Genomic DNA, 24,215 nt, shown 5'->3' with positions numbered 1-24,215 from the left:
GTTTTGCGTTCAGCGTACCGCTCAGGCCAGCTCCAGCACCCGGTCGACCGCCTTGTTGATGCCGCTGGCGGCTTCGGCGATGGATTGCGCGAGCATGTAGGCCGGGGTGGTGACCAGCTTGTGGTCCTTGTCCTCTACGATGTCTTCCACGGCGCAGTCGATGTGCTTGGCGCCCATGCTGGTCAGCGCCTGGGCGGTGCCTTCGTCGGTGCCGATGGTGCATTCCACGCCGGCGCCATAGATGCGCGCGGCCAGGGCCGGGGCGATGCAGAGCAGGCCAACCGGCTTTTTCGCCGCGGCGAAGGCCTTGGCCAGGGCCAGTACGTCCGGCTGTACTTCGCATTGGTCGCCCTTGAAGGCGAAGTCGCTGAGGTTCTTCGCCGCGCCGAAGCCGCCGGGCACGATCAGTGCGTCGAAATCTTCCACCTTGGCTTCGCGCACGTCCTTCACCTCGCCACGGGCGATGCGCGCGGATTCCACCAGCACGTTGCGGCTCTCGGCCATTTCCTCGCCGGTGAGGTGGTTCAGCACATGGTGCTGGGCGATGTTCGGGGCGAAGCACTGCACCTTGGCGCCGCGCTGGGAAAGACGCAGCAGGGTGATCACGCTTTCGTGGATCTCGGCGCCGTCGTAGACGCCGCAGCCGGAGAGGATGACGGCAACTTTCTTCTGCATGGACTGCTCCTGTTCGAGGATGCCGGGCATGTCGCGATATGCCGCCCGGCTTGGCGCCGGCGGTCGGGGCCGGCGCGGAGGTAGAGGCTAGGATCAACGAATCTGGGCCTTCCCATAAGCATAACGACTCGGCCACGCCATGAACTACATCCTCTTCGCCGTACCCTTCTTTTTCCTCCTGATTGCCATCGAGTTGCTCGCCGACCGCTGGCGTGGCATGCGCACCTACCGTCTGAGCGATGCGCTGAACAGCCTCAGCGCCGGTGTGCTGTCCACCACCAGCGGCCTGCTGACCAAGGGCCTGGCGGTGCTCACCTACGCCATCGCCTGGCAGCACCTGGCGCTTTTCGAGATGTCCACGCAGAACCTCTGGGTCTGGGTGTTCGCCTTCGTCTTCTACGACTTCTGCTACTACTGGAACCACCGCCTGGGCCACGAGCGCAACGTGCTCTGGGCTGCCCACTCGGTGCACCACCAGAGCGAGGACTACAACCTCTCCACCGCGCTGCGGCAGACCAGTACCGGCTTCATCTTCGGCTGGATCTTCTACCTGCCCATGGCCATCGCCGGCGTGCCGCCGCTGGTGTTCCTCACGGTCGGCGCGCTGAACCTGCTCTACCAGTTCTGGGTGCACACCCGGCACATCCCCAAGCTGGGCTGGTTCGAGTGGATCTTCATCACCCCGTCCAACCACCGCGTGCACCACGCGCAGAACCCGGTCTACATGGATCGCAACTACGGCGGCGTGTTCATCGTCTGGGACCGCCTGTTCGGCACCTTCCAGGAGGAGCTGGACGAGGAGCCGGTGGTATTTGGCGTGACCGTGCCGCTGGCCAGCTGGAACCCGCTCTGGGCCAACCTGCAGGTCTACGCGCACCTGTGGAACGATGCGCGCCGCGCCGGCAGTACCTGGGACAAGCTGCGCATCTGGTTCATGCGTACCGGCTGGCGTCCCGCGGACGTTGCCCAGCGCTACCCCATGGCCAAGCCGGACCTGGCGTCCTTCCGCAAGTTCGAGGTGCCGCTGACGCGTGGCCGGCAGTGGTACGCCGGGCTGCAGTTTGCCATCTACGTGGTGGTCGGCACCTGGTTGCTGGGTGTCGGCGAGCACTGGCAGGTACTGCCGCTGGTGATTGGCTGGAGCTGGATGGCTTTCGGGCTCTACGCCATCGGCTGCTGGCTGGAGAACCGTAGCTGGGCGCTGCGCCTGGAACTGCTGCGATTGGCGCTGAACGTGCCGGCAGTGGCGGCCATGGTGCTATGGGGAGGGATCGAGCTGCCGCAGTGGGCGCCCTGGGCGCTGGCGGTCTACTCGCTGCTCAGCCTGATCGGTCTGCTGGGCCTGCGGCGCGCCGAGCGCCTGCCGCAGGTGGCCTGATCGGCCGGGGTGCTCAGTCGGTCTTGCTGGCCTTGAAGCGGCGACGCAGCCAGAACAGCAGGCCGATCACCACGAGGCCACCGAGGACCATGAGTTCGTACTTCTTGATGTTGCCCAGTACGCCTTCCAGCACGCTGCCGAAGTAGAAGGCAGCGCTGCCCAGCACAGTGGCCCAGACTATGGCGCCGATGCCGTTGAGCAGCAGGTAGCGTGCCGGCGGGTAGCCGGACAGGCCGATGGCCACCGGCATCACGGTGCGCAGGCCGTAGACGAAGCGGAAGCTCAGCACCCACAGGTCGGGATGCTTGCGTACGTGTTCCAGGGCCTTGTCGCCCATCTTCTGCCAGCGCGGTTTGCGCGCAAGCAGCTTGCGACCGTGGCGGCGGCCGAGGAAATACCAGAGCTGGTCACCGGCGTAACTGCCGAAGAAAGCCACCGCGATGACGTACTCCAGCTGCATGTAGCCGCGGAATGCCAGGAAGCCGGCCAGGACCAGAATGGTCTCACCCTCGAAGAACGTGCCGAGAAACAGCGCGAAGTAGCCGAAATCCTGCAGGAATTGTTGGAGCATTATCGAGGCAACGCAGCGAAATGAACGCGAAGCCTAACTCGGTTGTCGTCCGCAGGGAAGGCACCCCACTCCGCACAACTGACCTGGAACAAGCCTGTGCCGGTGCAGAGCGGCGGCTTGCCGCTGCGGCAGGATGCCGCGACCAAGGGTCACTGTTACCGGTTGTTACCAATCGGTCATAATTCAGGGCTATAACTGTCAGACTGTGCCTGCTGTATCAGGCCCTGGAGTACGCCGTGAGCTTCATTCCCGCCGATCGTGCCTTCCCCTTCACTCGTCTGCGTCGCAACCGTCGTGACGAATTTTCCCGCCGTCTGGTGCGCGAAAACGTCCTGACCACCAACGACCTGATCCTTCCGGTGTTCGTCCTCGACGGCAAGAACCAGCGTGAAGCGGTGCCCTCGATGCCGGGTGTGGAGCGCATGTCCATCGACCTGCTGCTCAAGGAAGCCGAAGAGCTGGTAGAGCTGGGCATCCCCGCGCTGGCGCTGTTCCCGGTAACCCCGCTGGAGAAGAAATCCCTCGATGGCGCCGAAGCCTTCAATCCCGACGGCATCGCCCAGCGCGCCACCCGCGCCCTGCGCGAGCGCTTCCCGGAGCTGGGCATCATCACCGACGTGGCGCTGGACCCGTTCACCAGCCACGGCCAGGACGGCATCCTCGACGAGGATGGCTACGTCCTGAACGACATTTCCGTTGATGTGCTGGTCAAGCAGGCGCTTTCCCACGCCGAGGCCGGCGCCCAGGTCGTGGCTCCCTCGGACATGATGGACGGCCGTATCGGCGCGATCCGCGAGGCCCTGGAATCCACCGGCCACATCAACACCCGCATCATGGCCTACTCGGCCAAGTACGCCAGCGCCTACTACGGCCCGTTCCGCGACGCCGTCGGCTCCGCCGCCAACCTGGGCAAGGGCAACAAGGCCACCTACCAGATGGACCCGGCCAACAGCGACGAAGCGCTGCACGAGATCTACGCTGACCTCGCCGAGGGTGCCGACATGATCATGGTCAAGCCGGGCATGCCGTATCTCGACATCGTTCGCCGGGCCAAGGACGAATTCCGCGCGCCGACCTTTGTCTACCAGGTCAGCGGCGAGTACGCGATGCACATGGCCGCGATCAACAACGGCTGGCTCAGCGATGCGGTGATCCTCGAATCGCTGCTGGCCTTCAAACGCGCGGGCGCAGATGGCATCCTGACCTACTTCGCCAAGCGCGCGGCGCAACAATTGAAAAAAATCAAAAGTGCGGGCTGACCCCCGTCGATGAGACGAGCGATGAATACCGAAGGCATTAGCGAAACCGAAGTTATCGAAGCTGACACCACCGCTGAAATCACCGAAGTCGTCGTGGAGGAGGTCGCCGAGGCGACGCCGCCACCCGCCGAGCCGGCGGTGCCAGCGATCAACGTGGACGACAGTGCCCTCTATATTCATCGCGAGCTCTCGCAGCTGCAGTTCAACATCCGCGTGCTGGAACAGGCGCTGGACGAGTCCTACCCGCTGCTGGAACGCCTGAAGTTCCTGTTGATCTTCTCCAGCAACCTCGACGAATTCTTCGAGATCCGTGTTGCCGGCCTGAAGAAGCAGATCACCTTCGCCCGTGAACAGGCCGGCGCCGACGGCCTGTTGCCGCACCAGGCGCTGGCGCGCATCAGCGAGCAGGTGCACGAGCAGGTCGCCCGCCAGTACAGCATCCTCAACGACATCCTGTTGCCGGAGCTGGCCAAGCACGACATCCGCTTCATCCGCCGCCGCTACTGGACGCCGAAGATCAAGGCCTGGGTCCGTCGCTTCTTCCGCGACGAGATCGCGCCCATCGTCACCCCGATCGGCCTCGACCCGACCCACCCGTTCCCGCTGCTGGTGAACAAGAGCCTGAACTTCATGGTCGAGCTCGAAGGCCTGGACGCCTTCGGCCGCGACTCCGGCCTTGCGATCATCCCGGCGCCGCGCTCGCTGCCGCGGATCATCCGCCTGCCCGAAGAAGTCGCCGGCCCTGGCGACAACTACGTGTTCCTCTCGTCGATGATCCACGCCCACGCCGACGACCTGTTCCACGGCATGAAGGTGAAGGGCTGCTACCAGTTCCGCCTGACCCGTAACGCCGACCTCTCGGTGGATGCCGAGGACGTCGAGGACCTGGCCCGCGCACTGCGTGGCGAGCTGTTCTCGCGCCGCTACGGCGATGCGGTGCGTCTGGAGGTGGTGGATACCTGCCCGGTGCCGCTGTCCAACTACCTGCTCAAGCAGTTCGGCCTGTCCGAGACCGAGCTGTACCGCGTCAGCGGGCCGGTCAACCTGACCCGCCTGTTCAGCGTCACCGGTCTGGCCAGTCATCCGGAGCTGCAGTCCCCGCCGTTCACCCCGGCGATCCCCAAGCTGCTGCAGAAGAAGGAAAACCTGTTCAACGTGCTGGGCAAGCTCGACGTGCTGCTGATGCACCCGTTCGAGTCCTTCACCCCGGTGGTCGACCTGTTGCGCCAGGCCGCCAAGGACCCCAGCGTGCTGGCGATCAAGCAGACGCTGTACCGCTCCGGGGCCAACTCGGAGATCGTCGACGCACTGGTGGAAGCCGCGCGTAACGGCAAGGAAGTCACCGTGGTGATCGAGCTGCGGGCGCGCTTCGACGAAGAATCCAACCTGCAACTGGCCAGCCGCCTGCAGCAGGCCGGCGCGGTGGTGATCTACGGCGTGGTCGGCTTCAAGACCCACGCCAAGATGATGCTCATCCTGCGTCGCGAGGACGGCGAGCTGCGCCGTTACGCGCACCTGGGCACCGGCAACTACCACGCCGGCAATGCCCGCCTGTACACCGACTACAGCCTGCTGACCGCCGACGTGGCGCTCTGCGAGGACCTGCACAAGCTGTTCAACCAGCTGATCGGCATGGGCAAGACCCTGCGCATGAAGAAGCTCCTGCACGCGCCCTTCACCCTGAAGAAGAACCTGCTGGAGATGATCAACCGCGAGGCCGCCCAGGCTGCCGAAGGCAAGCCGGCGCACATCATGGCCAAGGTCAACTCGCTGACCGACGCCAAGGTCATCCGCGCGCTGTACAAGGCCAGCCAGGCCGGCGTGAAGATCGACCTGGTGGTGCGCGGCATGTGTTGCCTGCGTCCGGGAGTGCCGGGCGTGTCGCACAACATCCAGGTGCGCTCGATCATCGGCCGCTTCCTGGAGCACAGCCGGATCTACTACTTCCTCAACGGCGGCGAGGAGAAGCTCTATCTCTCCAGCGCCGACTGGATGGAGCGCAACCTCGACATGCGCGTGGAGACCTGCTTCCCGGTGGAAGGCAAGAAGCTCGTGCTGCGCGTGAAGAAGGAGCTGGAGTCCTACCTGAGCGACAACACCCAGGCCTGGGTGCTGCAGTCCGACGGCAGCTACGTGCGCCAGAGCCCCAGCGGCAACCAGAACGCCCGCAACGCCCAGGCGACCCTGCTGGAGCGCCTGTGCACGCCGGTGATCAGCGTTCGCTGATCCGCCGTCGTTGCATAAAGAAGCCCTGCCTTGGCAGGGCTTTTTCATGGCTGAGCTTTCGCAGGAGCAGCGGAGGTTCTGGTAGAGCGCATGACGCGCAAGCGCTATCCGCCCTACGTCTGGCACCGAACTCAAACTGTAGGAGCGGGCCGCGCTCGATCGTCAACGTGGAGAGCGGATTCCGCCGCACGGGATTTCGCGGGCATGGCCCGCTCCTGCAGGTCATGCCTGGAAATGCAAAGGCCCCGGCGCGCAAGCGCCGGGGCCTTCGTCTGTCGCGGGGGAGATCAGCTCACGCTGAGCGAATAGCCCACGCGCTTGAGCCATTCGGCTTCCTGCTCGAAGTCCGCCTGGGTCAGCGGGTTGGCGGCCAGCCAGCCGTCCGGGAAGCGCACGTCCAGCGACTTGCCGGAAGCCTTCAGGGCCACGGCTGGCATTTCCTGTGTGCCACGGATGTGGTGGAAGAGGATGGCGAAGCGCAGCACGATGCACAGGCGGATCAGCTTGTCGCCCTCGTCGCCCAGCTCGTTGAACTTGTCCACCGGGATGTTGCGGCGGTGGCCGCGCACCAGCAGGGCCAGGGTCAGCTGGTCCAGGCGCGAGAAGCCGGCCAGGTCCGAGTGCTCCAGCAGGTAGGCACCGTGCTTGTGGTAGTGGTAGTGGGCGATGTCCAGGCCCAACTCGTGGACGCGCGCGGCCCACATCAGCAGCTCGCGGTGGCCCTCGTCGTTCAGGTCCCAGGCCTTGGAAACCTGGTCCAGGGATTCTAGCGCCTTGGCCTCGACGCGCGCGGCCTGTTCCGGATCGACGTGGTAGCGCTCCATGAGTGCGCCGATGGTGCGCTCGCGGACGTCCTCGTGGTGGTGGCGGCCCAGCAGGTCGTAGAGCACGCCTTCGCGCAGGGCGCCTTCGGAGTGGGTCATGCGGGTCAGCTCGAGGGCGTCGAACAGCGCCTCGAGGATCGCCATGCCGGCCGGGAAGATCGGTCGGCGGTCCGGCTTGATGCCGTCGATGTCGAGCTTCTCGACCTCGCCCAGCTTGAACATCTTGCGCTTGAGCCAGGCCAGGCCTTCGGGGTTGATCTCGCCGTTGCCGTGGCCGCCGGCCTGGATCGCCAGGCAGATCGCACGGATGGTGCCGGAGGCGCCGACGGCCTCGTCCCAACCCAGGCGGCGCAGGCTGTTCTCGATGCTCATCAGCTCCAGGCGGGCCGAGGTGTAGGCCTGGGCGTAGCGCGCCGGGGTGATCTTGCCGTCCTTGAAGTAGCGCTGGGTGAAGCTCACGCAGCCCATCTGCAGGCTCTCGCGCAGTTGCGATTCGAACTGCTGGCCTATGATGAACTCGGTGCTGCCGCCGCCGATGTCGACCACCAGGCGCTTGCCGGGGTTGTCCGGCAGGGTGTGGGACACGCCCAGATAGATCAGGCGCGCTTCTTCACGGCCGGAGATGACTTCTACCGGGTGGCCGAGGATCTGGTCGGCTTCGCGGATGAATTCGGCACGGTTGCGCGCTTCGCGCAGGGCGTTGGTGCCCACCACTCGAACCGAACCCGGCGGCATGCCATTGATGAACTGGGCGAACTGCTTCAGGCAGTCGTAGCCGCGCTGCATGGCTTCCGCGGTGAGCATGCGGTCCTCGCCGATGCCCGCGGCCAGCTGGACCTTCTCGCCCAATCGCTCGAGGATGCGGATCTCGCCGTGATCGGCCTTCGCCAGGACCATGTGGAAACTGTTCGAGCCAAGGTCAATGGCCGCGATCATCGGAAAGGTCTTGGCAGGGGTATGGGGCATAGGGGCGGGTCCGGATAAATACGGGAGACATCCTGCCATTTTAGGCAGGTAGTGCCAATGAAGGGGTTGTCACCGATCAGAAGTCACCGCGGCAGCGATAGATACACTCAATCGGCTGCGCCTTTCGGTGTGGGCCGAGGCGGGATATGATGGCGGACACTTTTTCGCATCCGATTGACGGAGAGAATACATGAGCGAACATATCGTCAATGTTACCGATGCCAGCTTCGAGCAGGACGTACTGAAGTCCGATAGTCCCGTGCTGGTCGACTACTGGGCCGAATGGTGCGGCCCGTGCAAGATGATCGCCCCGGTACTCGACGAGATCGCCAAGGACTATCAGGGCAAGCTGAAAGTCTGCAAGCTGAACATCGACGAGAACCAGGACACCCCGCCGAAGTACGGCGTGCGTGGCATTCCGACCCTGATGCTGTTCAAGGGCGGCAACGTCGAAGCGACCAAGGTCGGCGCACTGTCCAAGTCGCAGCTGGCTGCCTTCCTCGACAGCAACATCTAAGTCGAAGAAGCCCGAAAAACCCCGCCAATGTGCGGGGTTTTTTCGTTATTGCCCCTAGACGCTCCGAAACTCGGGTGTTAAATTCGGGCGCACAACGATTATTTCGTTGTCCCCTGCAAGCCGTCGCCGACGCACTTCCCATTCGAATTCCAAGCGATCCTGTCCGTCATCTACGGCGCGGCTCTTCAAGCATCACGCTTGTTCCCTTTTCCCCTTTCAGCGTATTTACGTCCCTTCTATGAATCTGACCGAACTCAAGCAAAAGCCGATTGCCGAATTGCTGGAAATGTCCGATGCCATGGGCCTGGAAAACATGGCCCGTTCGCGCAAACAGGACATCATCTTCGCGCTGCTGAAGAAGCATGCGAAAAGCGGTGAGGAAATCTCCGGTGACGGCGTGCTGGAGATTCTCCAGGATGGCTTCGGCTTCCTGCGCTCCGCCGATTCCTCGTACCTGGCCGGCCCGGATGACATCTACGTCTCGCCCAGCCAGATCCGTCGCTTCAACCTGCGCACGGGCGATACCATCATCGGCAAGATTCGGCCGCCGAAGGAAGGCGAGCGTTACTTCGCCCTGCTGAAAGTCGACTCGATCAACTTCGATCGTCCGGAGAACGCGAAGAACAAGATTCTCTTCGAGAACCTGACGCCGCTGTTCCCGACCAAGCGCCTGACCATGGAAGCCGGCAACGGCTCCACCGAGGACCTCACCGGCCGTGTGATCGACCTCTGTTCGCCGATCGGCAAGGGCCAGCGCGGCCTGATCGTCGCCCCGCCGAAAGCGGGCAAGACCATCATGCTGCAGAACATCGCCTCGAACATCACCCGCAACAACCCCGAGTGCCACCTGATCGTCCTGCTGATCGACGAGCGCCCGGAAGAAGTGACCGAGATGCAGCGCACCGTGCGCGGCGAAGTGGTCGCCTCCACCTTCGACGAACCGCCGACCCGCCACGTGCAGGTTGCCGAGATGGTGATCGAGAAGGCCAAGCGCCTGGTCGAGCACAAGAAGGACGTGATCATCCTGCTGGACTCCATCACCCGTCTGGCTCGTGCCTACAACACCGTGATCCCCAGCTCCGGCAAGGTGCTCACCGGTGGTGTCGACGCCCATGCCCTGGAAAAGCCCAAGCGCTTCTTCGGCGCCGCGCGCAACATCGAGGAAGGCGGTTCGCTGACCATCCTCGCCACCGCGCTGATCGAAACCGGCTCGAAGATGGACGAAGTGATCTACGAGGAATTCAAGGGTACCGGTAACTCGGAACTCATCCTCGACCGTCGCATCTCGGAAAAACGCGTGTTCCCGGCGATCAACATCAATCGCTCCGGCACCCGTCGCGAAGAGCTGCTCACCGGTGAGGAAGAGCTGCAGCGCATGTGGATCCTGCGCAAGATCCTCCACCCGATGGACGAGATCGCCGCCGTGGAATTCCTCCTCGACAAGCTGCGCCAGACGAAGACCAACGACGAGTTCTTCGACTCCATGAAGCGCAGCAAGTAAGCGCTCTGCGAGACCAACGAGGCCGGGGAAACCCGGCCTTCGTGTTTCTGCAAGGCGCTGATAGGCGGTAGACTGTCGCATCATCCTGCCGCCATCGAGATCCTCATGCAGTATCGCGACCTGCGCGAGTTCATCGCTGCCCTGGAGCAGCGCGGACAGCTCAAGCGCATCCAGGCGCCGGTATCCCCGGTGCTGGAAATGACCGAGGTGTGCGACCGCACCCTGCGCGCCAAGGGCCCGGCCCTGCTGTTCGAAAAGCCCACCGGCTATGACATCCCCGTACTCGGTAACCTGTTCGGCACGCCCGAGCGCGTGGCCCTGGGCATGGGCGCCGAGGACGTCTCCGAACTGCGCGAGATCGGCAGGCTGCTGGCCTTCCTCAAGGAGCCCGAGCCGCCCAAGGGGCTGAAGGACGCCTGGTCCAAGCTGCCGATCTTCAAGAAGGTCATCAACATGGCGCCCAAGGTCCTGCGGGACGCGCCGTGCCAGGAAGTGATCGAGGAGGGCGACGACGTCGACCTGTCGAAGTTGCCGGTGCAGACCTGCTGGCCCGGCGACGTCGCGCCGCTGATCACCTGGGGCCTGACGGTCACCCGCGGGCCGAACAAGGAACGGCAGAACCTGGGCATCTACCGTCAGCAGGTGATCGGCCGCAACAAGGTCATCATGCGCTGGCTCAGCCACCGCGGTGGTGCGCTGGACTTCCGCGAGTGGTGCCAGAAGCACCCCGGCCAGCCCTATCCGGTGGCTGTGGCCCTCGGTGCGGACCCGGCGACCATCCTCGGCGCCGTCACTCCGGTGCCGGACAACCTCTCCGAATATGCCTTCGCCGGCCTGCTGCGCGGCCACAAGACCGAGCTGGTCAAGTGCATCGGCAACGACCTGCAGGTGCCGGCCAGCGCCGAGATCGTCCTCGAAGGGGTGATCCATCCCGGCGAGATGGCCGATGAAGGCCCGTACGGCGACCACACCGGCTACTACAACGAGGTGGACCGCTTCCCGGTGTTCACCGTCGAGCGCATCACCCGCCGGCAGAAACCGATCTACCACAGCACCTACACCGGCCGCCCGCCGGATGAGCCGGCGATCCTCGGCGTGGCGCTGAACGAAGTCTTCGTGCCGATCCTGCAGAAGCAGTTCCCCGAGATCACCGACTTCTACCTGCCGCCCGAAGGCTGCTCCTACCGCATGGCGGTGGTGACCATGAAGAAGCAGTACCCCGGCCACGCCAAGCGCGTGATGCTGGGTGTCTGGTCGTTCCTGCGACAGTTCATGTACACCAAGTTCGTTATCGTCACCGACGACGACATCAACGCCCGCGACTGGAACGACGTGATCTGGGCCATCACCACGCGCATGGACCCCAAGCGTGACACGGTGATGATCGACAACACCCCGATCGACTACCTGGACTTTGCCTCGCCGATCTCCGGCCTGGGCTCGAAGATGGGCCTGGATGCCACCCACAAGTGGCCGGGCGAGACCAGCCGCGAATGGGGTCGGGTGATCGAGAAGGACCCGGCGGTGACCCGCCGCGTCGACGAAATCTGGGCGAGCTTGGGCATCGATTGACTCCCGCGCAATCCGGTTCACTGCGGTTTGTGGGAAACACTGAGGCGTAGGATGGGTGGAGCCCAGGCGATACCCATGCTGTCGGGAATGATGGGTATCGCTTCGCTCCACGCCATCCTACGGCGCAACCGGCGACAGCAGCTCCAATCTGTATAAGAACGAGAACAGCGCTTGAAAGTGACCTTGCAACCCTCCGGCGCCCAGCTTGAGCTGCGGCCCGGGGAACGTATCCTCGACGGTGCGCGGCGCCTGGGCTACGAGTGCCCGCAGAGTTGCCGCAACGGCAACTGCCATATCTGCGCGGCGCTGCTGGTGGAAGGCCGCGTACGCCAGGACGGCGAGGTGCGCGACCACGGCGAGCTCTTCACCTGCCTGGCCGAGCCGCTGGAAGACTGCGTGCTGCACTGGGACGGTGTGCTGGCCCCCGGCGAACTGCCGGTGCGCAAGCTGTCCTGCCAGCTGAGCCTCTGCGAGCCGGTGGGCGGCGACGTCTGGCGCGTGCGCCTGCGTGCCCCGGCCGGCAAGCCGCCGCGCTACCACGCCGGGCAGTACGTGCTGATCGAGCGCGAAGGCAGCGACCCGGCGGCCTTCTCCCTGGCCTCCGCGCCGCAGGAAGGGCGTGACCTGGAGCTGCACATCCTGGCCCGCGAGAACAGCGCTATCGACCTGCTGACCCAGTTGCAGCGCGACCGCTTTGCCCGCGTGCAGATGCCCTTCGGCGACGCGCACCTGGCCGATCTGCCGGACGGCCCGCTGGTGCTGATCGCCGCCGGCACCGGCATGGCGCAGATGCACAGCCTGATCGAATTCTGCCGCGCGACTGGTTTCGCCCACCCGGTACACCTGTACTGGGGCGTGCGGCGCCCGGAAGACTTCTACGAGCTGCCGCACTGGGAGCAGTGGGAAAGCGTACCCAACCTGCACCTGCACAGGATCGTCAGCGACCTGTGCGGCTGGCAGGGGCGCTGCGGCCTGCTGCATGAGGCTGTGTGCGAGGACTTCGCCGAGCTGTCTGGCCTGCGTGTCTACGCCAGCGGCTCGCCGGCGATGGTCTACGGCACCCTGGATGCGCTGGTGGCGGCGGGCATGGACCCGCACCAGATGCGTGCGGACGTCTTCGCCTACGCCCCACGAGGCTGATTCAACTGTCCAGCGTCGTTGGAGCGACTCGCCGTGCTAGTCGCACTGTCTTCGGCACTCCGCCTAGCTATTCAGTCGACTCAGTCTCGTGGGTGGCATGTGGCGAGAATTCTTCCTGCAACGCCGCGCGAATCCAATCCTCGAACCAGGCCACATCGGCGCTCACCGCGCCGGTGGGCAGCAGCAGCTGGTAGCTCTCCAGCGGCACCTCCTCGGGTAGCGGCCGCACCAGCGTGCCGGCGGCCAGCTGGTGCTTCACCAGCACCAGGTTGGCCAGGGCGATGCCGTGGCCGGCCTCGGCCATGGACAGCGCGTGGTCGTTGCTGACGTAGAGCACGTCGGAGTTCACCCGCAGGTCCAGCCCGATGGTGGACAGCCAGAGGTTCCACCATTCGCCATCGTCGACGTGGATCAGCTTGTGCTGCGCCAGTTCGTGCACGCTGCTCAGCGGGCCGTGCTCTTCGAGGTAGGAGGGCGAGCACACCGGGAAAACCGCCGGTCGCACCAGGGTGCTGTGGCACTGCGGATAGACGCCAGGAAGCCCGTAGACGATCCCCAGATCGGCGCTTTTGCCGTCCACTTCAGTGAAAGTCGGGTTGGGTTCCACCGCTACCTTCAGGCCGGGGCGCTGCTGGCGCAGGGTTTCCAGGCGCGGCATCAGCCAGCGCTTGGCAAAGGCCGGCACCACCAGGATCTTCAGCCAGCGCGCGGTGCCGCCGGGGGCCAGCTCGTGGCCGGCGTCGGCGATCTGCTGCAGGGCGGTGGATATCTTCGCGTAGTAGCGCTGCCCGGCTGACGTCAGGCTCACCCCGCGCGGGGTGCGCTCGAACAGCTGCACGCCGAGCCAGTCTTCCAGCAGCTTCACGTGACGGCCGATGGCCGGCTGCGTCACATGCAGGTCTTTCGAGGCGGCGACATAGCTGCCCAGCCGGGCGGCGGCCTCGAAGGCGCGGACGGCATTGAGCGGCGGAAGACGCTGGATGGACATGGCGAGGCCTCGGGGGTATCAGCTTTTTAGCTGTTAAATTATTTAATATCGAATGTAAGAAAATTGAGCTTTCCGCTCAACCACCTTTCTTCGAATATCCGCCTCAACAACATCACAACTTGGGCCTGACCCAAGACCAGCGCTGCACCCCAGCGTCTCTAGTCCTGCCAGAACAACTACAAGATCCCCCGACCGCCTGCTGGTGGCGGAAGGGAAGGTACGGAGGTTTCACCATGAGTGCCCTGCACAGCCTGCAGACGGCGGCGGTCTCCATCCGCTCCGTGCGCAAGGTCTACGGCGACCCGGCGAGCGGTCCCGTCGCTCTGAAATGCGTCGACCTGGACATCCGCGACAACGAATTCTTCACCCTGCTCGGCCCCTCGGGCTGCGGCAAGACCACCCTGCTGCGGATGATCGCCGGCTTCGAATTCCCCACCTCCGGGGAAATCCAGCTCTACGGCGAGAACATCGCCGACCGGCCGCCCTTCGAGCGCCCGGTGAACACCGTGTTCCAGCACTACGCGCTGTTCCCGCACATGACCATCGCCGAGAACCTCGCCTTCGGCCTGGAATCCCACCCGATGGGCCAGCGCATGAGCAAGGCGCAGGTCGCCGAGCGCGTCCGCGAGATGCTTGCCCTGGTGCAGATGGAGCGCTTCGCCCAGCGCAAACCGACCCAGCTCTCCGGCGGTCAGCAACAGCGCGTCGCCCTGGCCCGCGCGCTGGCGCCGCACCCCAAGGTGCTGCTGCTCGACGAGCCGTTGTCCGCACTCGACCTCAAGCTGCGCCAGGCCATGCGCGAAGAGCTCAAGGCGATCCAGTCCAAGACCGGCATCACCTTCATCTTCGTCACCCATGACCAGGAAGAGGCCCTGACCATGTCCGACCGCATCGCCGTGCTCTCCGAGGGCGAGGTGCAGCAGGTCGGCCGCCCGGACGACATCTACGAAAACCCGCGCAACCGCTTCGTCGCCGACTTCATCGGCGAGACCAACTTCCTCCCGGCGCGGGTCGAGAACTTCGCCGGTGATTGCGCGCAGTACCGCATCCCCGGTGACCAGCTGATCGAGGCTCCGGCCCGCGAAGGCCTGAAGGTCGGCGCCGAAGTCACCCTGTCTATCCGCCCCGAGCGCCTGCAGCTGGTGGCCGAGGACACCCCGTCCGCCACGCCCTGCACCGTCGTCCAGCAGATCTACCTGGGCACTGACCTGCAGTACCAGGTCAGCCTTGCCGACGGCACCCGCCTGACAGTCCGTGCGCCCAACAGCGCCGGGCAACGCGGGCGTCTGGCAGCCGGGCAACGCGCCGGGCTGCTGTTCGAAAAAGGCAGCGCCAGCGTCCTGGTGGACTGAGCGGAGGTGAGCATGAACCGGTTATCCACAACCGCTGGCAATTCGCTGGAGCGGCGCCAGGCGCTGCGCAGCTTCCTCGGCGTGTCGCCCGCGCTGGTTTCCATCGGGCTGTTCCTGATCGTGCCGATCTTCATCGTGGTCGGTTACTCGCTGATGCAGGCCAACCCCTACGGTGGGGTGAACCCGCACTTCAGCATCGACGCCTATGTCTCGCTGCTGTTCGAGCGCCAACTCGACGACAGCCTGGCCTTTGCCGACTCCTACGTGATGATCGCCCTGCGCTCCATCGGCATTGCTGCGGCGACCACCGTCATCACCCTGCTGGTGGGCTTCCCGGTGGCGGTGTGGCTGGCGATGCAGCCGGCGCACCGTCGCGGCCTGCTGATCTTCCTGATCACCGTGCCGTTCTGGGCCAACCTGCTGATCCGCACCTACGCCTGGATCCTGCTGCTGCGCGGCACTGGCGTGGTCAACGGCACGCTGATGAGCCTCGGCATCATCCACCAGCCGCTGAACCTGCTCTACACCGACGGCGCCGTGCTGCTGGGCCTGGTCTACACCTACGCGCCCTTCGTCGTGCTGCCGATCTACGCCACCCTGGAAAAGATGGACATGCGCCTGCTCGAAGCGGCCCAGGACCTCTATGCCGGACGCATCCGTACCCTGCGCAAGGTGGTCCTGCCGATTGCCCGTCCGGGCATCCTGGCCGGCGCCATCCTCACCTTCGTGCCGTGCCTGGGCGCGATGATCGCCCCCGAACTGCTCGGCGGCGGCACCAAGATGATGCTTGGCAACCTGATCTTCCGGCAGTTCAGCGACTCGCGGAACTGGCCCTTCGGCGCGGCGCTGTCGCTGGTGCTGATGGGAGCCGTGATGCTGGTGCTGATGTTCTACGCGATGCGCGCCGAGCGCCTGCGCATCGCCCGGGGAGGTGAATGATGCTCTCGCTGCTGACCAAACGCCGTCTGGGTGTGCAGGATTTTCGTGGCTTCGGCGCGCTGAGCTTCCTGTTCTACCTGTACCTCTACGCGCCCATCGTGGTGCTGGTGGTGCTCTCGTTCAACGCCAACCAGTCCGCCACCGTGTGGACCGGCTTCAGCCTCGACTGGTACCGCAGCGCCTTCGCCAACCAGGCGCTGCGCCAGGCCGCCGGCAACAGCCTGCTGATCGCGGTCTGCGCCAGCGTGATTGCCACGGTGATCGCCACCCTGGCCGCGCTGGGCACCTCGCGCGGGGCCAAGTTCAAGGGCCTGCGGCTGTCCATGGGGGCGATCATGCTGCCGCTGGTGCTGCCCGAAATCGTCGTCGGCGTCGCCACCCTGGCGCTGTTCTCCACCCTCGGCCTGTCGCTGGGCTACGGCAACCTGATCATCGCCCACACGGTGTTCTGCATCCCGTTCGCCTACCTGCCGATCCGTGCCCGCCTGAACGACATGGACCTGTCTCTGGAGCAGGCCGCCGCCGACCTCTACGCCGGCCCCTGGCGGACCTTCCGCAAGGTGACCCTGCCGCTGCTGATGCCGGGGATTTTCTCCGGGCTGATGCTGGCCTTCATCGTCTCGCTGGATAACTTCGTGATCTCGATGATGGTCTCCCAGGCCGGCACCACCACCTTGCCGATCTTCATCTTCGGCCTGCTGCGCATGGGCGTGACGCCTGATGTGAACGCGGTGTCGACCCTGATCCTCGGCGTTTCCGTGCTGTTCGTAACCCTGTCCTACCTGCTCGGCAAGAAGAAGGCCTGAGCCCACATACCGGAGTAGAAGATGAGCAAACTGATCGCTGCTGTAGGGGCCTCGCTGGCCATGGGCCTGGTGGCAAGCGCGAACGCCGCCGAACAACTGAACGTGGTGAGCTGGAGTGGCTATTTCACCCCGCAGATCCTCGAGAAGTTCGAGAAGGAAACCGGCATCAAGGTGACCGTGGATTCCTACGACTCCAACGAAACGCTGCTGGCCAAGCTCAAGCAGGGCGGCACCGGCTACGACGTGGCCATTCCCTCGCACCAGTTCGTGCCGATCCTGATCCAGGAGAAGCTGCTGGAGCGCTTCGACCCGGCCAGCCAGCCTTACTACGCCAACGTCGAGGACAACCTGAAGAAGCCCACCTGGGACCCGGAAGGCGCCTACGCCGTGCCCTTCATCTGGGGCACCACCAGCGTGGTGCTGGACAGCGCCAAGTACAGCGGCCCGGCCGACAGCTACTCGGTGCTGTTCACCCCGCCGGCGGAGCTGCAGGGCAGGATCAACATGTTCGACTCGGCGAGCGAGGTGATCGACACCGCCAGCCTCTACCTGGGCATCCCGCTGTGCAGCGAGGACCCCAAGCAGATGCAACAGGTGCTGACCCTGCTGAAGACCCAGAAGCCCTTCGTGAAGACCTACAGCTCCAAGGCCGGTTCGATCCGCGAGAACCTGGCCTCGGGCGAAGTCGACATGTCGATGTTCTGGGGCGGCTCGTCGATGCGCGCGCGTGAGATGAAGTCCAGCCTGAAGTACCTCTACCCGAAAGAGGGCGTGATGGCCTGGGTGGACAACCTGGTGATCCCGGCCGGCGCCAAGCACCCGGAGAACGCGAAGAAGTTCATCGCCTTCCTGAGCCAGCCGGAGAACTCGGCGATGACCCAGAACTTCCTCAAGCACCAGAGCCCGATCAAGGGCGTTGAACCCTTCCTCGATGCCAGCCTGAAGGATGCGCCGGAACTGCACATCCCCGAGGGCACCAAGGTGGTGTTCAGCAAGACCTGTGGCGAAGGCGCGATCCGCCTGGCCGACCGTATCTGGACCAACCTGATGCGCTGATCCCCGACCGGGAAAGCCGCCGACCGACGCTGCTCGCGTCCACCTTCGTGGACGTGCCGGCAGCGTGCGGCCCGGCGAACACGATATTCGCTACAAGCCCCATCCGCTGATGGGGTCGTTGAACCCGACCGAACCTTCCCGTTGCGGGAAATCCTGATGAAAAAGGCCTCGTTCCATGAGCCAGAACAACAAGCAAAACGAACTCGTCCAGCTCCAGGCCCACGAACTGGCCCAGCGCATCCGCCTGCGCGAAGTTTCCTGCCGTGAAGTGATGCAGGCGCACCTCGAGCAGATCGAGCGCTACAACCCGGCGGTCAACGCCATCGTCAGCCAGCAGCCGGACGATCTCTTGCTGGCCGAAGCCGACCAGCGCGACGCCGACCTGGCCCGTGGCGAATACCGTGGCTGGATGCACGGCCTGCCCCATGCGGTGAAGGACCTGTCGCTGACCCAGGGCATCCGCACTACCCTAGGCTCGCCGCTGTTCCGCGACTACCTGCCCGAGCGCGACGGCATCATGGTCGAGCGCATCAAGGCGGCCGGCGCGATCATCATCGGCAAGACCAACACCCCCGAATTCGGCCTCGGCTCCCACAGCTACAACCCGATCTTCGGTGCCACCGGCTGCGCCTACGCGCCCGAGCGCACCGCCGGCGGCAGCAGCGGTGGCGCAGCGGCGGCCCTGGCGCTGCAGATGGTCCCGGTGGCCGACGGCAGCGACATGATGGGCTCGCTGCGCAACCCGGCGGCCTTCAACAACATCATCGGTTTCCGTCCCTCCCAGGGCCGCGTGCCCTTCGACGACAGCGCCGACCTGTTCATCGACCAGATGGGCTACGAAGGCCCCATGGGCCGCAGCGTCCGCGACGTGGCGCTGCTGCTGTCGGTACAGGCCGGCGGCGATGCCCGTGCGCCGCTGTCCATCGCCGAGAGCGGCGAGCAGTTCGCCGGCCGGCTGGAACGCGACTTCAAGGGCGCGCGCCTGGGCTGGTTGGGCGACCTGGGCGGCCACCTGCCCATGGAGAAGGGCGTGCTGGAGCTGTGCCGCCAGTCCTTCGCCGACTTCGAAGCCATCGGCTGCCACGTCGAGGAGACCGCCATGGGCTTCTCGCCCGAGCGCCTCTGGGACACCTGGCGTACCCTGCGCCACTGGATGGTCGCCGGCTCCCTCGGCGCGGCCTACACCGACCCGGCCAAGCGCGAGCTGCTCAAGCCCGAGGCGATCTGGGAAGTGGAGAACGGCCTGAAGCTCTCCGCCATGGACGTGTTCCGCGCCTCCGCCGCACGCAGCGACTGGTACCGTGCGATCAGCCGACTGTTCGAGCGCTACGACTACCTGTTGCTGCCCAGCGCCCAGGTCTTCCCGTTCGACAAGACCTGGGACTGGCCAAAGGAAATCGCCGGCAAGGCCATGGACACCTACCACCGCTGGATGGAAGTGGTGATCCCGGCCACCCTGTCCGGTTGCCCGGCGGCCAACGTGCCGGTGGGCTTCAATGAGCAGGGCCTGCCCATGGGTATCCAGATCATCGGCAGGCACCAGGCCGACATGGCCGTGCTGCAACTGGCCCACGCCTACGAGCAGGCCTCGCGCTGGTATCAGCGCTGCCCGCCGCCCATGCTGGCGGGGGTGTAACTCCGTTATCCACAAGCTGAGGGGGACGCATGAATATCAGCTTCTTCCAGGAACTGCTGCAAAGCATCACCGAGCGCGGCCGGCAATTGCTCGAGTCGCGCGAGCCGGCGCCGGGCAATGCCCAGGCGCTGGCGCAGGCTTGCCACAAGCTGATCTCCAGCCACGGCGAAGCCTCGGGCGTGGCCCTGGCGCAGCAGGTCCTGTGCGCCTACCGGGATTGTCCGCATGACCAGCAGAAGGCCTTCTTCGACACCCTGCTGAAGGATTTCGCACCACCCCACGATGCGCTGGCGCAAGCCTGCCAGCGCTACCTCGACGAGCCGTCGTCGGCCAACACCACGGCATTGTTCGAAGCCAGCGAACCGCCGCGCCAGGAGCTGTTCCGCCGCCTCAACCAGGCACCCGGCGGCACCGCCGAGCTGATCGCCATGCGCCGCCTGCTGTTGCAGGAGCTCAAAGCCAATCCGGAGCTGGCAGCCGTGGACCACGACCTGCAGCACCTGCTGGCGTCCTGGTTCAACCGCGGCTTCCTGGTACTGCGGCGCATTGACTGGTCGACCCCGGCGTCGATCCTGGAAAAGATCATCAGGTACGAGGCCGTCCACGCCATCAAGGACTGGGACGACCTGCGCAGCCGCCTGCAGCCGGCCGACCGCCGCTGCTTCGCCTTCTTCCACCCGGCCCTGGCCGATGAGCCGCTGATCTTCGTCGAGGTGGCGCTGACCCGCGCCATGCCGGGTGCGATTGCAGAGATCCTGGAAACAAAGAGTCCGGAGGGCAAGCCGGCTGATGCGTCGGCAGACGAGCCCGATACCGCGGTGTTCTATTCCATCAGCAACTGCCAGGACGGCCTGCGCGGCATCTCCTTCGGCAACTTCCTGATCAAGCAGGTGGTGGAGGAGCTGGCGCGGGAGATTCCCGGCCTGCGCCAGTTCGTCACCCTGTCGCCGGTGCCCGGCTTCCGCCGCTGGCTCGACAGCCTGGGGGAGGACCCGCAGCTGGGCGCGACAGCCGCCGAGCTGCTCAAGGCACTCAAGCCCGACGCCGCGCCGCCGCCACGCACGGAGCAACCGATGCTGGCGCTGGCCGCCGAATACTTCCTGCATGCCCGCAACGGCGCGGGTTTCCCGCTGGACCCGGTGGCGCGCTTCCACCTGGGCAACGGCGCGCGCCTGGAACGTCTGAACTGGCGCGGCGACCTCTCCGCCAGCGGCCTGCGCCAGGCCGCCGGGCTGATGGTCAATTACCGCTACGAACTGCGCCAGATCGAAAAGAACCACGAAGCCTACGCCAACCAGGGCGCGGTCACCGCCTCACCCGAGGTGCGCAAACTGGCCACCCTGTCGGCGAAAACAAAACGCTAGGACCTCACCATGAACCAGAGCCTTTTCGCCGAAGTCGGCAAACACCTGCCCAGCGACCTTTCCAAGCCGTTCATCCGTACCCCGGATGGCGGCGGCTACAGCTACGCCGACATGCTGCGCAGCACCTCGCAGTTCGCCCACGCGCTGGTGGAACTCGGCGTACAGCCGGGCGACCGCGTCGCCGTGCAGGTCGACAAGAGCCCCGAGACGGTGATGCTGTACCTCGCCGTGCTGCGCGTCGGCGCGGTCTACCTGCCGCTCAACAGCGGCTACACCGGCGAGGAGCTGCGCTACTTCCTCGATGATGCCGAGCCCTCGCTGTTCGTCTGTGCGCCGGCCTTCGAGGCCCAGGCCCGGGAGCTGGCGAAAGTCAGCGGCGTGGCCCACGTGGAAACCCTCGGCGATGCCGGCGACGGCTCGCTGATGGCCAAGGTGCATGGCAAGCCGGGGCGGTTCGTCGACGTCGAGCGTGCTGCTTCCGATCTCGCCGCGATCCTCTACACCTCCGGCACCACCGGGCGTTCCAAGGGTGCGATGATCAGCCACGGCAACCTGGTCTCCAACGCCCGCGCGCTGGTGGACTACTGGAACATCACCAGCGAGGACTGGCTGCTCCATGCGCTGCCGATCTTCCATATCCATGGCCTGTTCGTGGCCTGTAACACCCTGCTGATGGCCGGCGGCTCGATGCTTTTCCTGAGCAAGTTCGACGCGGCGCAGATGCTCAAGCTGCTGCCCCAGGTGAACCTGCTGATGGGCGTGCCGACCTTCTACACGCGCCTGCTCGACCAGCCCGGCCTGACCCGCGAGGCGGTGGCGCACATGCGCCTGTTCATCTCCGGCTCTGCGCCGCTCACCGCCGAGACCCACAAGGCGTTCTCCGAGCGCACCGGCATGGCCATCCTTGAGCGCTACGGCATGACCGAGACCGGCATGAACACCTCCAACCCGCTGGACGGCCAGCGCATCGCCGGCACAGTCGGCTTCCCGCTGCCGGGCGTCGAGCTGCGCATCACCGATCCGGGCCAGGCCGAGCCGAGCCTGCTGCCCCAGGGCGAGCCGGGGATGATCGAAGTGCGCGGGCCGAACGTGTTCCAGGGCTACTGGCGGATGCCGGAGAAGACCGCCGAGGAACTGCGCGCGGACGGCTTCTTCATGACCGGCGACATCGGCTTCATCGATGACCGCGGCTACGTGCAGATCGTCGGCCGCAACAAGGACATGATCATCAGCGGCGGCTTCAACGTGTACCCCAAGGAGCTGGAGGAAATCCTCGACACCTTGCCCGGCGTGGCCGAATCGGCGGTGATCGGCGTGCCGCACCCGGACTTCGGCGAGGGTGTGACCGCCGTGCTGGTGGCCAGCAAGGGCCAGGCGCCAAGCGAGGCGCAGGTGCTTGCCGCGCTGGACGGCAAGCTGGCGCGCTTCAAGCAGCCCAAGCGGGTGATGGTGGTCGACGCGCTGCCGCGCAACGTGATGGGCAAGGTGCAGAAGAATGTGCTGCGCGAGCAGTTCAAGGCGTTGTATTCCTGATCGCAGAAGTCGCACTGTAGGAGCAAGCCATGCCTGCGATCGCGCGCAGGGCGTTCTTGCGTAGGATGGCGTGCCTCCCGGCAGACTCTGGTAGGGCGGATAACCCGCTCCGGGTTATCCGCCCTATGGCGCTCGCGAACAGCTCAACGCCGGTATCCCCTTGTAGGAGTGGGCCATGCCCGCGATCGCGCGCATGGCGCGTACCTGCAGGTCTGCGCCGGAATGAAAAAGCCCCGCATCAGCGGGGCTTTTTCATGTCGCGGCAAGCAATCAGCGAACAGTCACCACCACCTTGCCGACCGCCTTGCGCTGGCCCAGGTGGTTGATCGCGTCGGCCGCCTGTTCCAGCGGGTAGGTCTGGGACACCAGCGGCTTGATCTTGCCTTCGGCGAACCAGGCGAACAGCTGCTGGAAGTTCGCCGCGTTGTCCTGCGGCTGGCGCTGGGCGAAGGAGCCCCAGAACACGCCAACCAGCGAGGCGCCCTTGAGCAGGGTGAGGTTGGCTGGCAGCGACGGGATGGTGCCGCTGGCGAAGCCGACCACCAGCATGCGGCCGTTCCAGGCGATGGAGCGGAAGGCTTCCTCGAACAGGTCGCCGCCCACCGGGTCGTAGATCACGTCCACGCCCTGGCCGCCGGTGAGTTCCTTGAGCTTGTCCTTCAGGCTGCCTTCGCTGTAGTTGATCAGCACGTCGGCGCCGGCGGCCTTGGCCACTTCGAGCTTGGCTTCGCTGCTGGCGGCGGCGATGACCTTGGCGCCCATGGCCTTGCCGATCTCAACGGCGGCCAGGCCCACGCCGCCGGAGGCGCCGAGCACCAGCAGGGTCTCGCCCGGCTGCAGGTTGGCGCGCTGTTTGAGCGCGTGCATGGAGGTGCCGTAGGTCATGCCGAAGGCGGCGGCGCTGGCGAAGTCCATGCCGTCGGGGATCGGCATCACGCTGTAGCCGGGCACCGCCACTTCCTCGGCGAAGCTGCCCCAGCCGGTCAGCGCCATCACGCGGTCGCCGGGTTTCACATGGCTGACTTTCTCACCGACCGCGCCGACCACGCCGGCCGCCTCGCCACCCGGGGAGAACGGGAAGGGCGGCTTGAACTGGTACTTGCCCTCGATGATCAGGGTGTCGGGGAAGTTCACCCCGGCGGCATGGACCTGCAGCAGGACTTCGTTCTTCTTCGGCTCGGGGCTGGCGATGTCTTCCAGCACCAGGGTTTCGGCGGGGCCGAAGGCTTTGCACAGCACGGCTTTCATGAGGACGTACTCCGTTGGAGGTTCTTCTTTGTGAGTAGAGGGCCAGTGTAGGAGCGCGGGCACAGGGGGCAAATCACCATGGCCTGGGCTTATGCCCCGATATAGCTTGGGCGGCGGCGCGAGTGTGGCTATCCTTTGCCCATCGAATCCGGAGACACCGCCTTGAGAGCTTTCCTCGCCCTGTTGCTGGCCTTTTCCTTCAGTACCTTCGTCATGGCTTCCGAATCCGAGGAAGCCAAGCCGGAAGACGCCAACAAGCCCGTATTCATCGACCTCACCCCGGCGCTGGTGGGCAACTATGGCAGCGGTCCGCGCCTGAAGTACTTCAAGGCCGACATCGCGCTGAAGGTCACCGGCAAGGAGGCCTCCGAGAAGGTCGAACACCACGAGCCGCTGATCCGCAACCAGTTGGTTATGCTGTTCGCCCAGCAGACCGACGACTCCCTCGGCAGCGTCGACGGCAAGGAGAAACTGCGCCAGGAAGCCCTCAAGCAGGTGCAGACCGCCCTCCAGCAGGAGGAGGGCAAGCCGCTGGTGGACGACCTGCTGTTCAACAACCTGATCGTCCAGCCCTGATCTCCTCCGGGCTGCGCCTGCATGAGTGCGCCTCATGCAGGCCAAGCGACACCCGGCTGCGGCTGCTCGCCGCAATGCCGGGCTGAAA

General features: G+C 65.3%; 20 protein-coding genes. 15 read left to right on the top strand and 5 right to left on the bottom strand.

Annotation, left to right across the window (positions count from 1 at the left end; genetic code table 11):
* Positions 1-21: 21 nt before the first annotated feature.
* Complete coding sequence (gene elbB / locus IB273_RS27865) at positions 22-675, bottom strand: isoprenoid biosynthesis glyoxalase ElbB (protein WP_081519505.1); 654 nt, start codon at positions 673-675, stop codon at positions 22-24.
* Positions 676-814: 139 nt separating this feature from the next.
* On the opposite strand from elbB, the gene IB273_RS27860 reads away from it, so the two are divergent.
* Positions 815-2,053: a sterol desaturase family protein gene (locus IB273_RS27860; RefSeq protein WP_192225523.1), complete on the top strand. Its 1,239-nt coding sequence runs from the start codon at positions 815-817 to the stop codon at positions 2,051-2,053.
* A 13-nt stretch (positions 2,054-2,066) separates the two neighbouring features.
* Here IB273_RS27860 and IB273_RS27855 read toward each other — a convergent pair whose 3' ends face one another.
* Positions 2,067-2,627 (bottom strand): DedA family protein, encoded by a 561-nt coding sequence (locus IB273_RS27855; RefSeq protein WP_026079304.1) that lies wholly within the window; start codon positions 2,625-2,627, stop codon positions 2,067-2,069.
* Positions 2,628-2,860: 233 nt separating this feature from the next.
* Between IB273_RS27855 and hemB the strand changes: the two genes are divergently transcribed.
* Positions 2,861-3,883: a porphobilinogen synthase gene (hemB, locus tag IB273_RS27850; protein ID WP_081519507.1), complete on the top strand. Its 1,023-nt coding sequence runs from the start codon at positions 2,861-2,863 to the stop codon at positions 3,881-3,883.
* Positions 3,884-3,904: 21 nt separating this feature from the next.
* Positions 3,905-6,109, top strand: coding sequence for a polyphosphate kinase 1 (gene ppk1, locus IB273_RS27845; protein ID WP_192225522.1), 2,205 nt, complete (start codon positions 3,905-3,907; stop codon positions 6,107-6,109).
* Between the two features lie 287 nt (positions 6,110-6,396).
* Here ppk1 and ppx read toward each other — a convergent pair whose 3' ends face one another.
* Complete coding sequence (ppx, locus tag IB273_RS27840) at positions 6,397-7,899, bottom strand: exopolyphosphatase (protein WP_081519509.1); 1,503 nt, start codon at positions 7,897-7,899, stop codon at positions 6,397-6,399.
* 190 nt (positions 7,900-8,089) lie between these two features.
* Between ppx and trxA the strand changes: the two genes are divergently transcribed.
* The 4 genes from trxA (at position 8,090) to IB273_RS27820 (ending at position 12,629) form a co-directional block, all read left to right on the top strand.
* Positions 8,090-8,416 (top strand): thioredoxin TrxA, encoded by a 327-nt coding sequence (gene trxA, locus IB273_RS27835; protein ID WP_081519510.1) that lies wholly within the window; start codon positions 8,090-8,092, stop codon positions 8,414-8,416.
* A gap of 238 nt (positions 8,417-8,654) precedes the next feature.
* Entirely contained in the window at positions 8,655-9,917 is a 1,263-nt protein-coding gene (gene rho / locus IB273_RS27830) for a transcription termination factor Rho (RefSeq protein ID WP_015475046.1), read from the top strand.
* 105 nt (positions 9,918-10,022) lie between these two features.
* Positions 10,023-11,489, top strand: coding sequence for a 4-hydroxy-3-polyprenylbenzoate decarboxylase (gene ubiD, locus IB273_RS27825; RefSeq protein WP_151189009.1), 1,467 nt, complete (start codon positions 10,023-10,025; stop codon positions 11,487-11,489).
* Between the two features lie 171 nt (positions 11,490-11,660).
* Positions 11,661-12,629: a CDP-6-deoxy-delta-3,4-glucoseen reductase gene (locus IB273_RS27820; RefSeq protein WP_192225521.1), complete on the top strand. Its 969-nt coding sequence runs from the start codon at positions 11,661-11,663 to the stop codon at positions 12,627-12,629.
* A gap of 67 nt (positions 12,630-12,696) precedes the next feature.
* Here the strand turns inward: IB273_RS27820 and IB273_RS27815 are convergent, their stop codons facing one another.
* Positions 12,697-13,617, bottom strand: a complete 921-nt coding sequence (locus IB273_RS27815; protein ID WP_192225520.1) for a LysR substrate-binding domain-containing protein — start codon at positions 13,615-13,617, stop codon at positions 12,697-12,699.
* A gap of 233 nt (positions 13,618-13,850) precedes the next feature.
* Between IB273_RS27815 and IB273_RS27810 the strand changes: the two genes are divergently transcribed.
* The 7 genes from IB273_RS27810 (at position 13,851) to IB273_RS27780 (ending at position 22,303) form a co-directional block, all read left to right on the top strand.
* Positions 13,851-14,969: an ABC transporter ATP-binding protein gene (locus IB273_RS27810; RefSeq protein ID WP_192225519.1), complete on the top strand. Its 1,119-nt coding sequence runs from the start codon at positions 13,851-13,853 to the stop codon at positions 14,967-14,969.
* 12 nt (positions 14,970-14,981) lie between these two features.
* Positions 14,982-15,908: an ABC transporter permease gene (locus tag IB273_RS27805; protein ID WP_081519515.1), complete on the top strand. Its 927-nt coding sequence runs from the start codon at positions 14,982-14,984 to the stop codon at positions 15,906-15,908.
* Positions 15,908-16,714 carry an ABC transporter permease gene (locus tag IB273_RS27800; RefSeq protein ID WP_174824627.1) on the top strand — a complete coding sequence of 269 codons (807 nt, stop codon included), beginning with the start codon at positions 15,908-15,910 and terminating at the stop codon, positions 16,712-16,714. Before IB273_RS27805 ends, IB273_RS27800 begins: the two co-directional genes overlap by 1 nt.
* Positions 16,715-16,735: 21 nt before the next feature.
* On the top strand, positions 16,736-17,770 hold the full coding sequence (locus IB273_RS27795) for an extracellular solute-binding protein (RefSeq protein ID WP_192225518.1): 1,035 nt from the start codon (positions 16,736-16,738) through the stop codon (positions 17,768-17,770).
* 175 nt (positions 17,771-17,945) lie between these two features.
* On the top strand, positions 17,946-19,406 hold the full coding sequence (locus IB273_RS27790) for an amidase (RefSeq protein WP_192225517.1): 1,461 nt from the start codon (positions 17,946-17,948) through the stop codon (positions 19,404-19,406).
* Positions 19,407-19,435: 29 nt separating this feature from the next.
* Positions 19,436-20,770 carry a malonyl-CoA decarboxylase gene (locus IB273_RS27785; protein WP_192225516.1) on the top strand — a complete coding sequence of 445 codons (1,335 nt, stop codon included), beginning with the start codon at positions 19,436-19,438 and terminating at the stop codon, positions 20,768-20,770.
* Positions 20,771-20,779: 9 nt separating this feature from the next.
* On the top strand, positions 20,780-22,303 hold the full coding sequence (locus tag IB273_RS27780) for a malonate--CoA ligase (RefSeq protein WP_192225515.1): 1,524 nt from the start codon (positions 20,780-20,782) through the stop codon (positions 22,301-22,303).
* A 270-nt stretch (positions 22,304-22,573) separates the two neighbouring features.
* Here the strand turns inward: IB273_RS27780 and IB273_RS27775 are convergent, their stop codons facing one another.
* Entirely contained in the window at positions 22,574-23,551 is a 978-nt protein-coding gene (locus IB273_RS27775; protein WP_081519521.1) for an NADPH:quinone oxidoreductase family protein, read from the bottom strand.
* A 162-nt stretch (positions 23,552-23,713) separates the two neighbouring features.
* On the opposite strand from IB273_RS27775, the gene IB273_RS27770 reads away from it, so the two are divergent.
* Entirely contained in the window at positions 23,714-24,127 is a 414-nt protein-coding gene (locus tag IB273_RS27770; RefSeq protein WP_081519522.1) for a flagellar basal body-associated protein FliL, read from the top strand.
* Positions 24,128-24,215 lie beyond the last annotated feature (88 nt).

Origin of the sequence: Pseudomonas sp. PDM19 (assembly GCF_014852215.1) — a bacterium.
Taxonomy (GTDB): domain Bacteria; phylum Pseudomonadota; class Gammaproteobacteria; order Pseudomonadales; family Pseudomonadaceae; genus Pseudomonas.
This window is presented reverse-complemented; position numbering and strand designations above follow the sequence as displayed.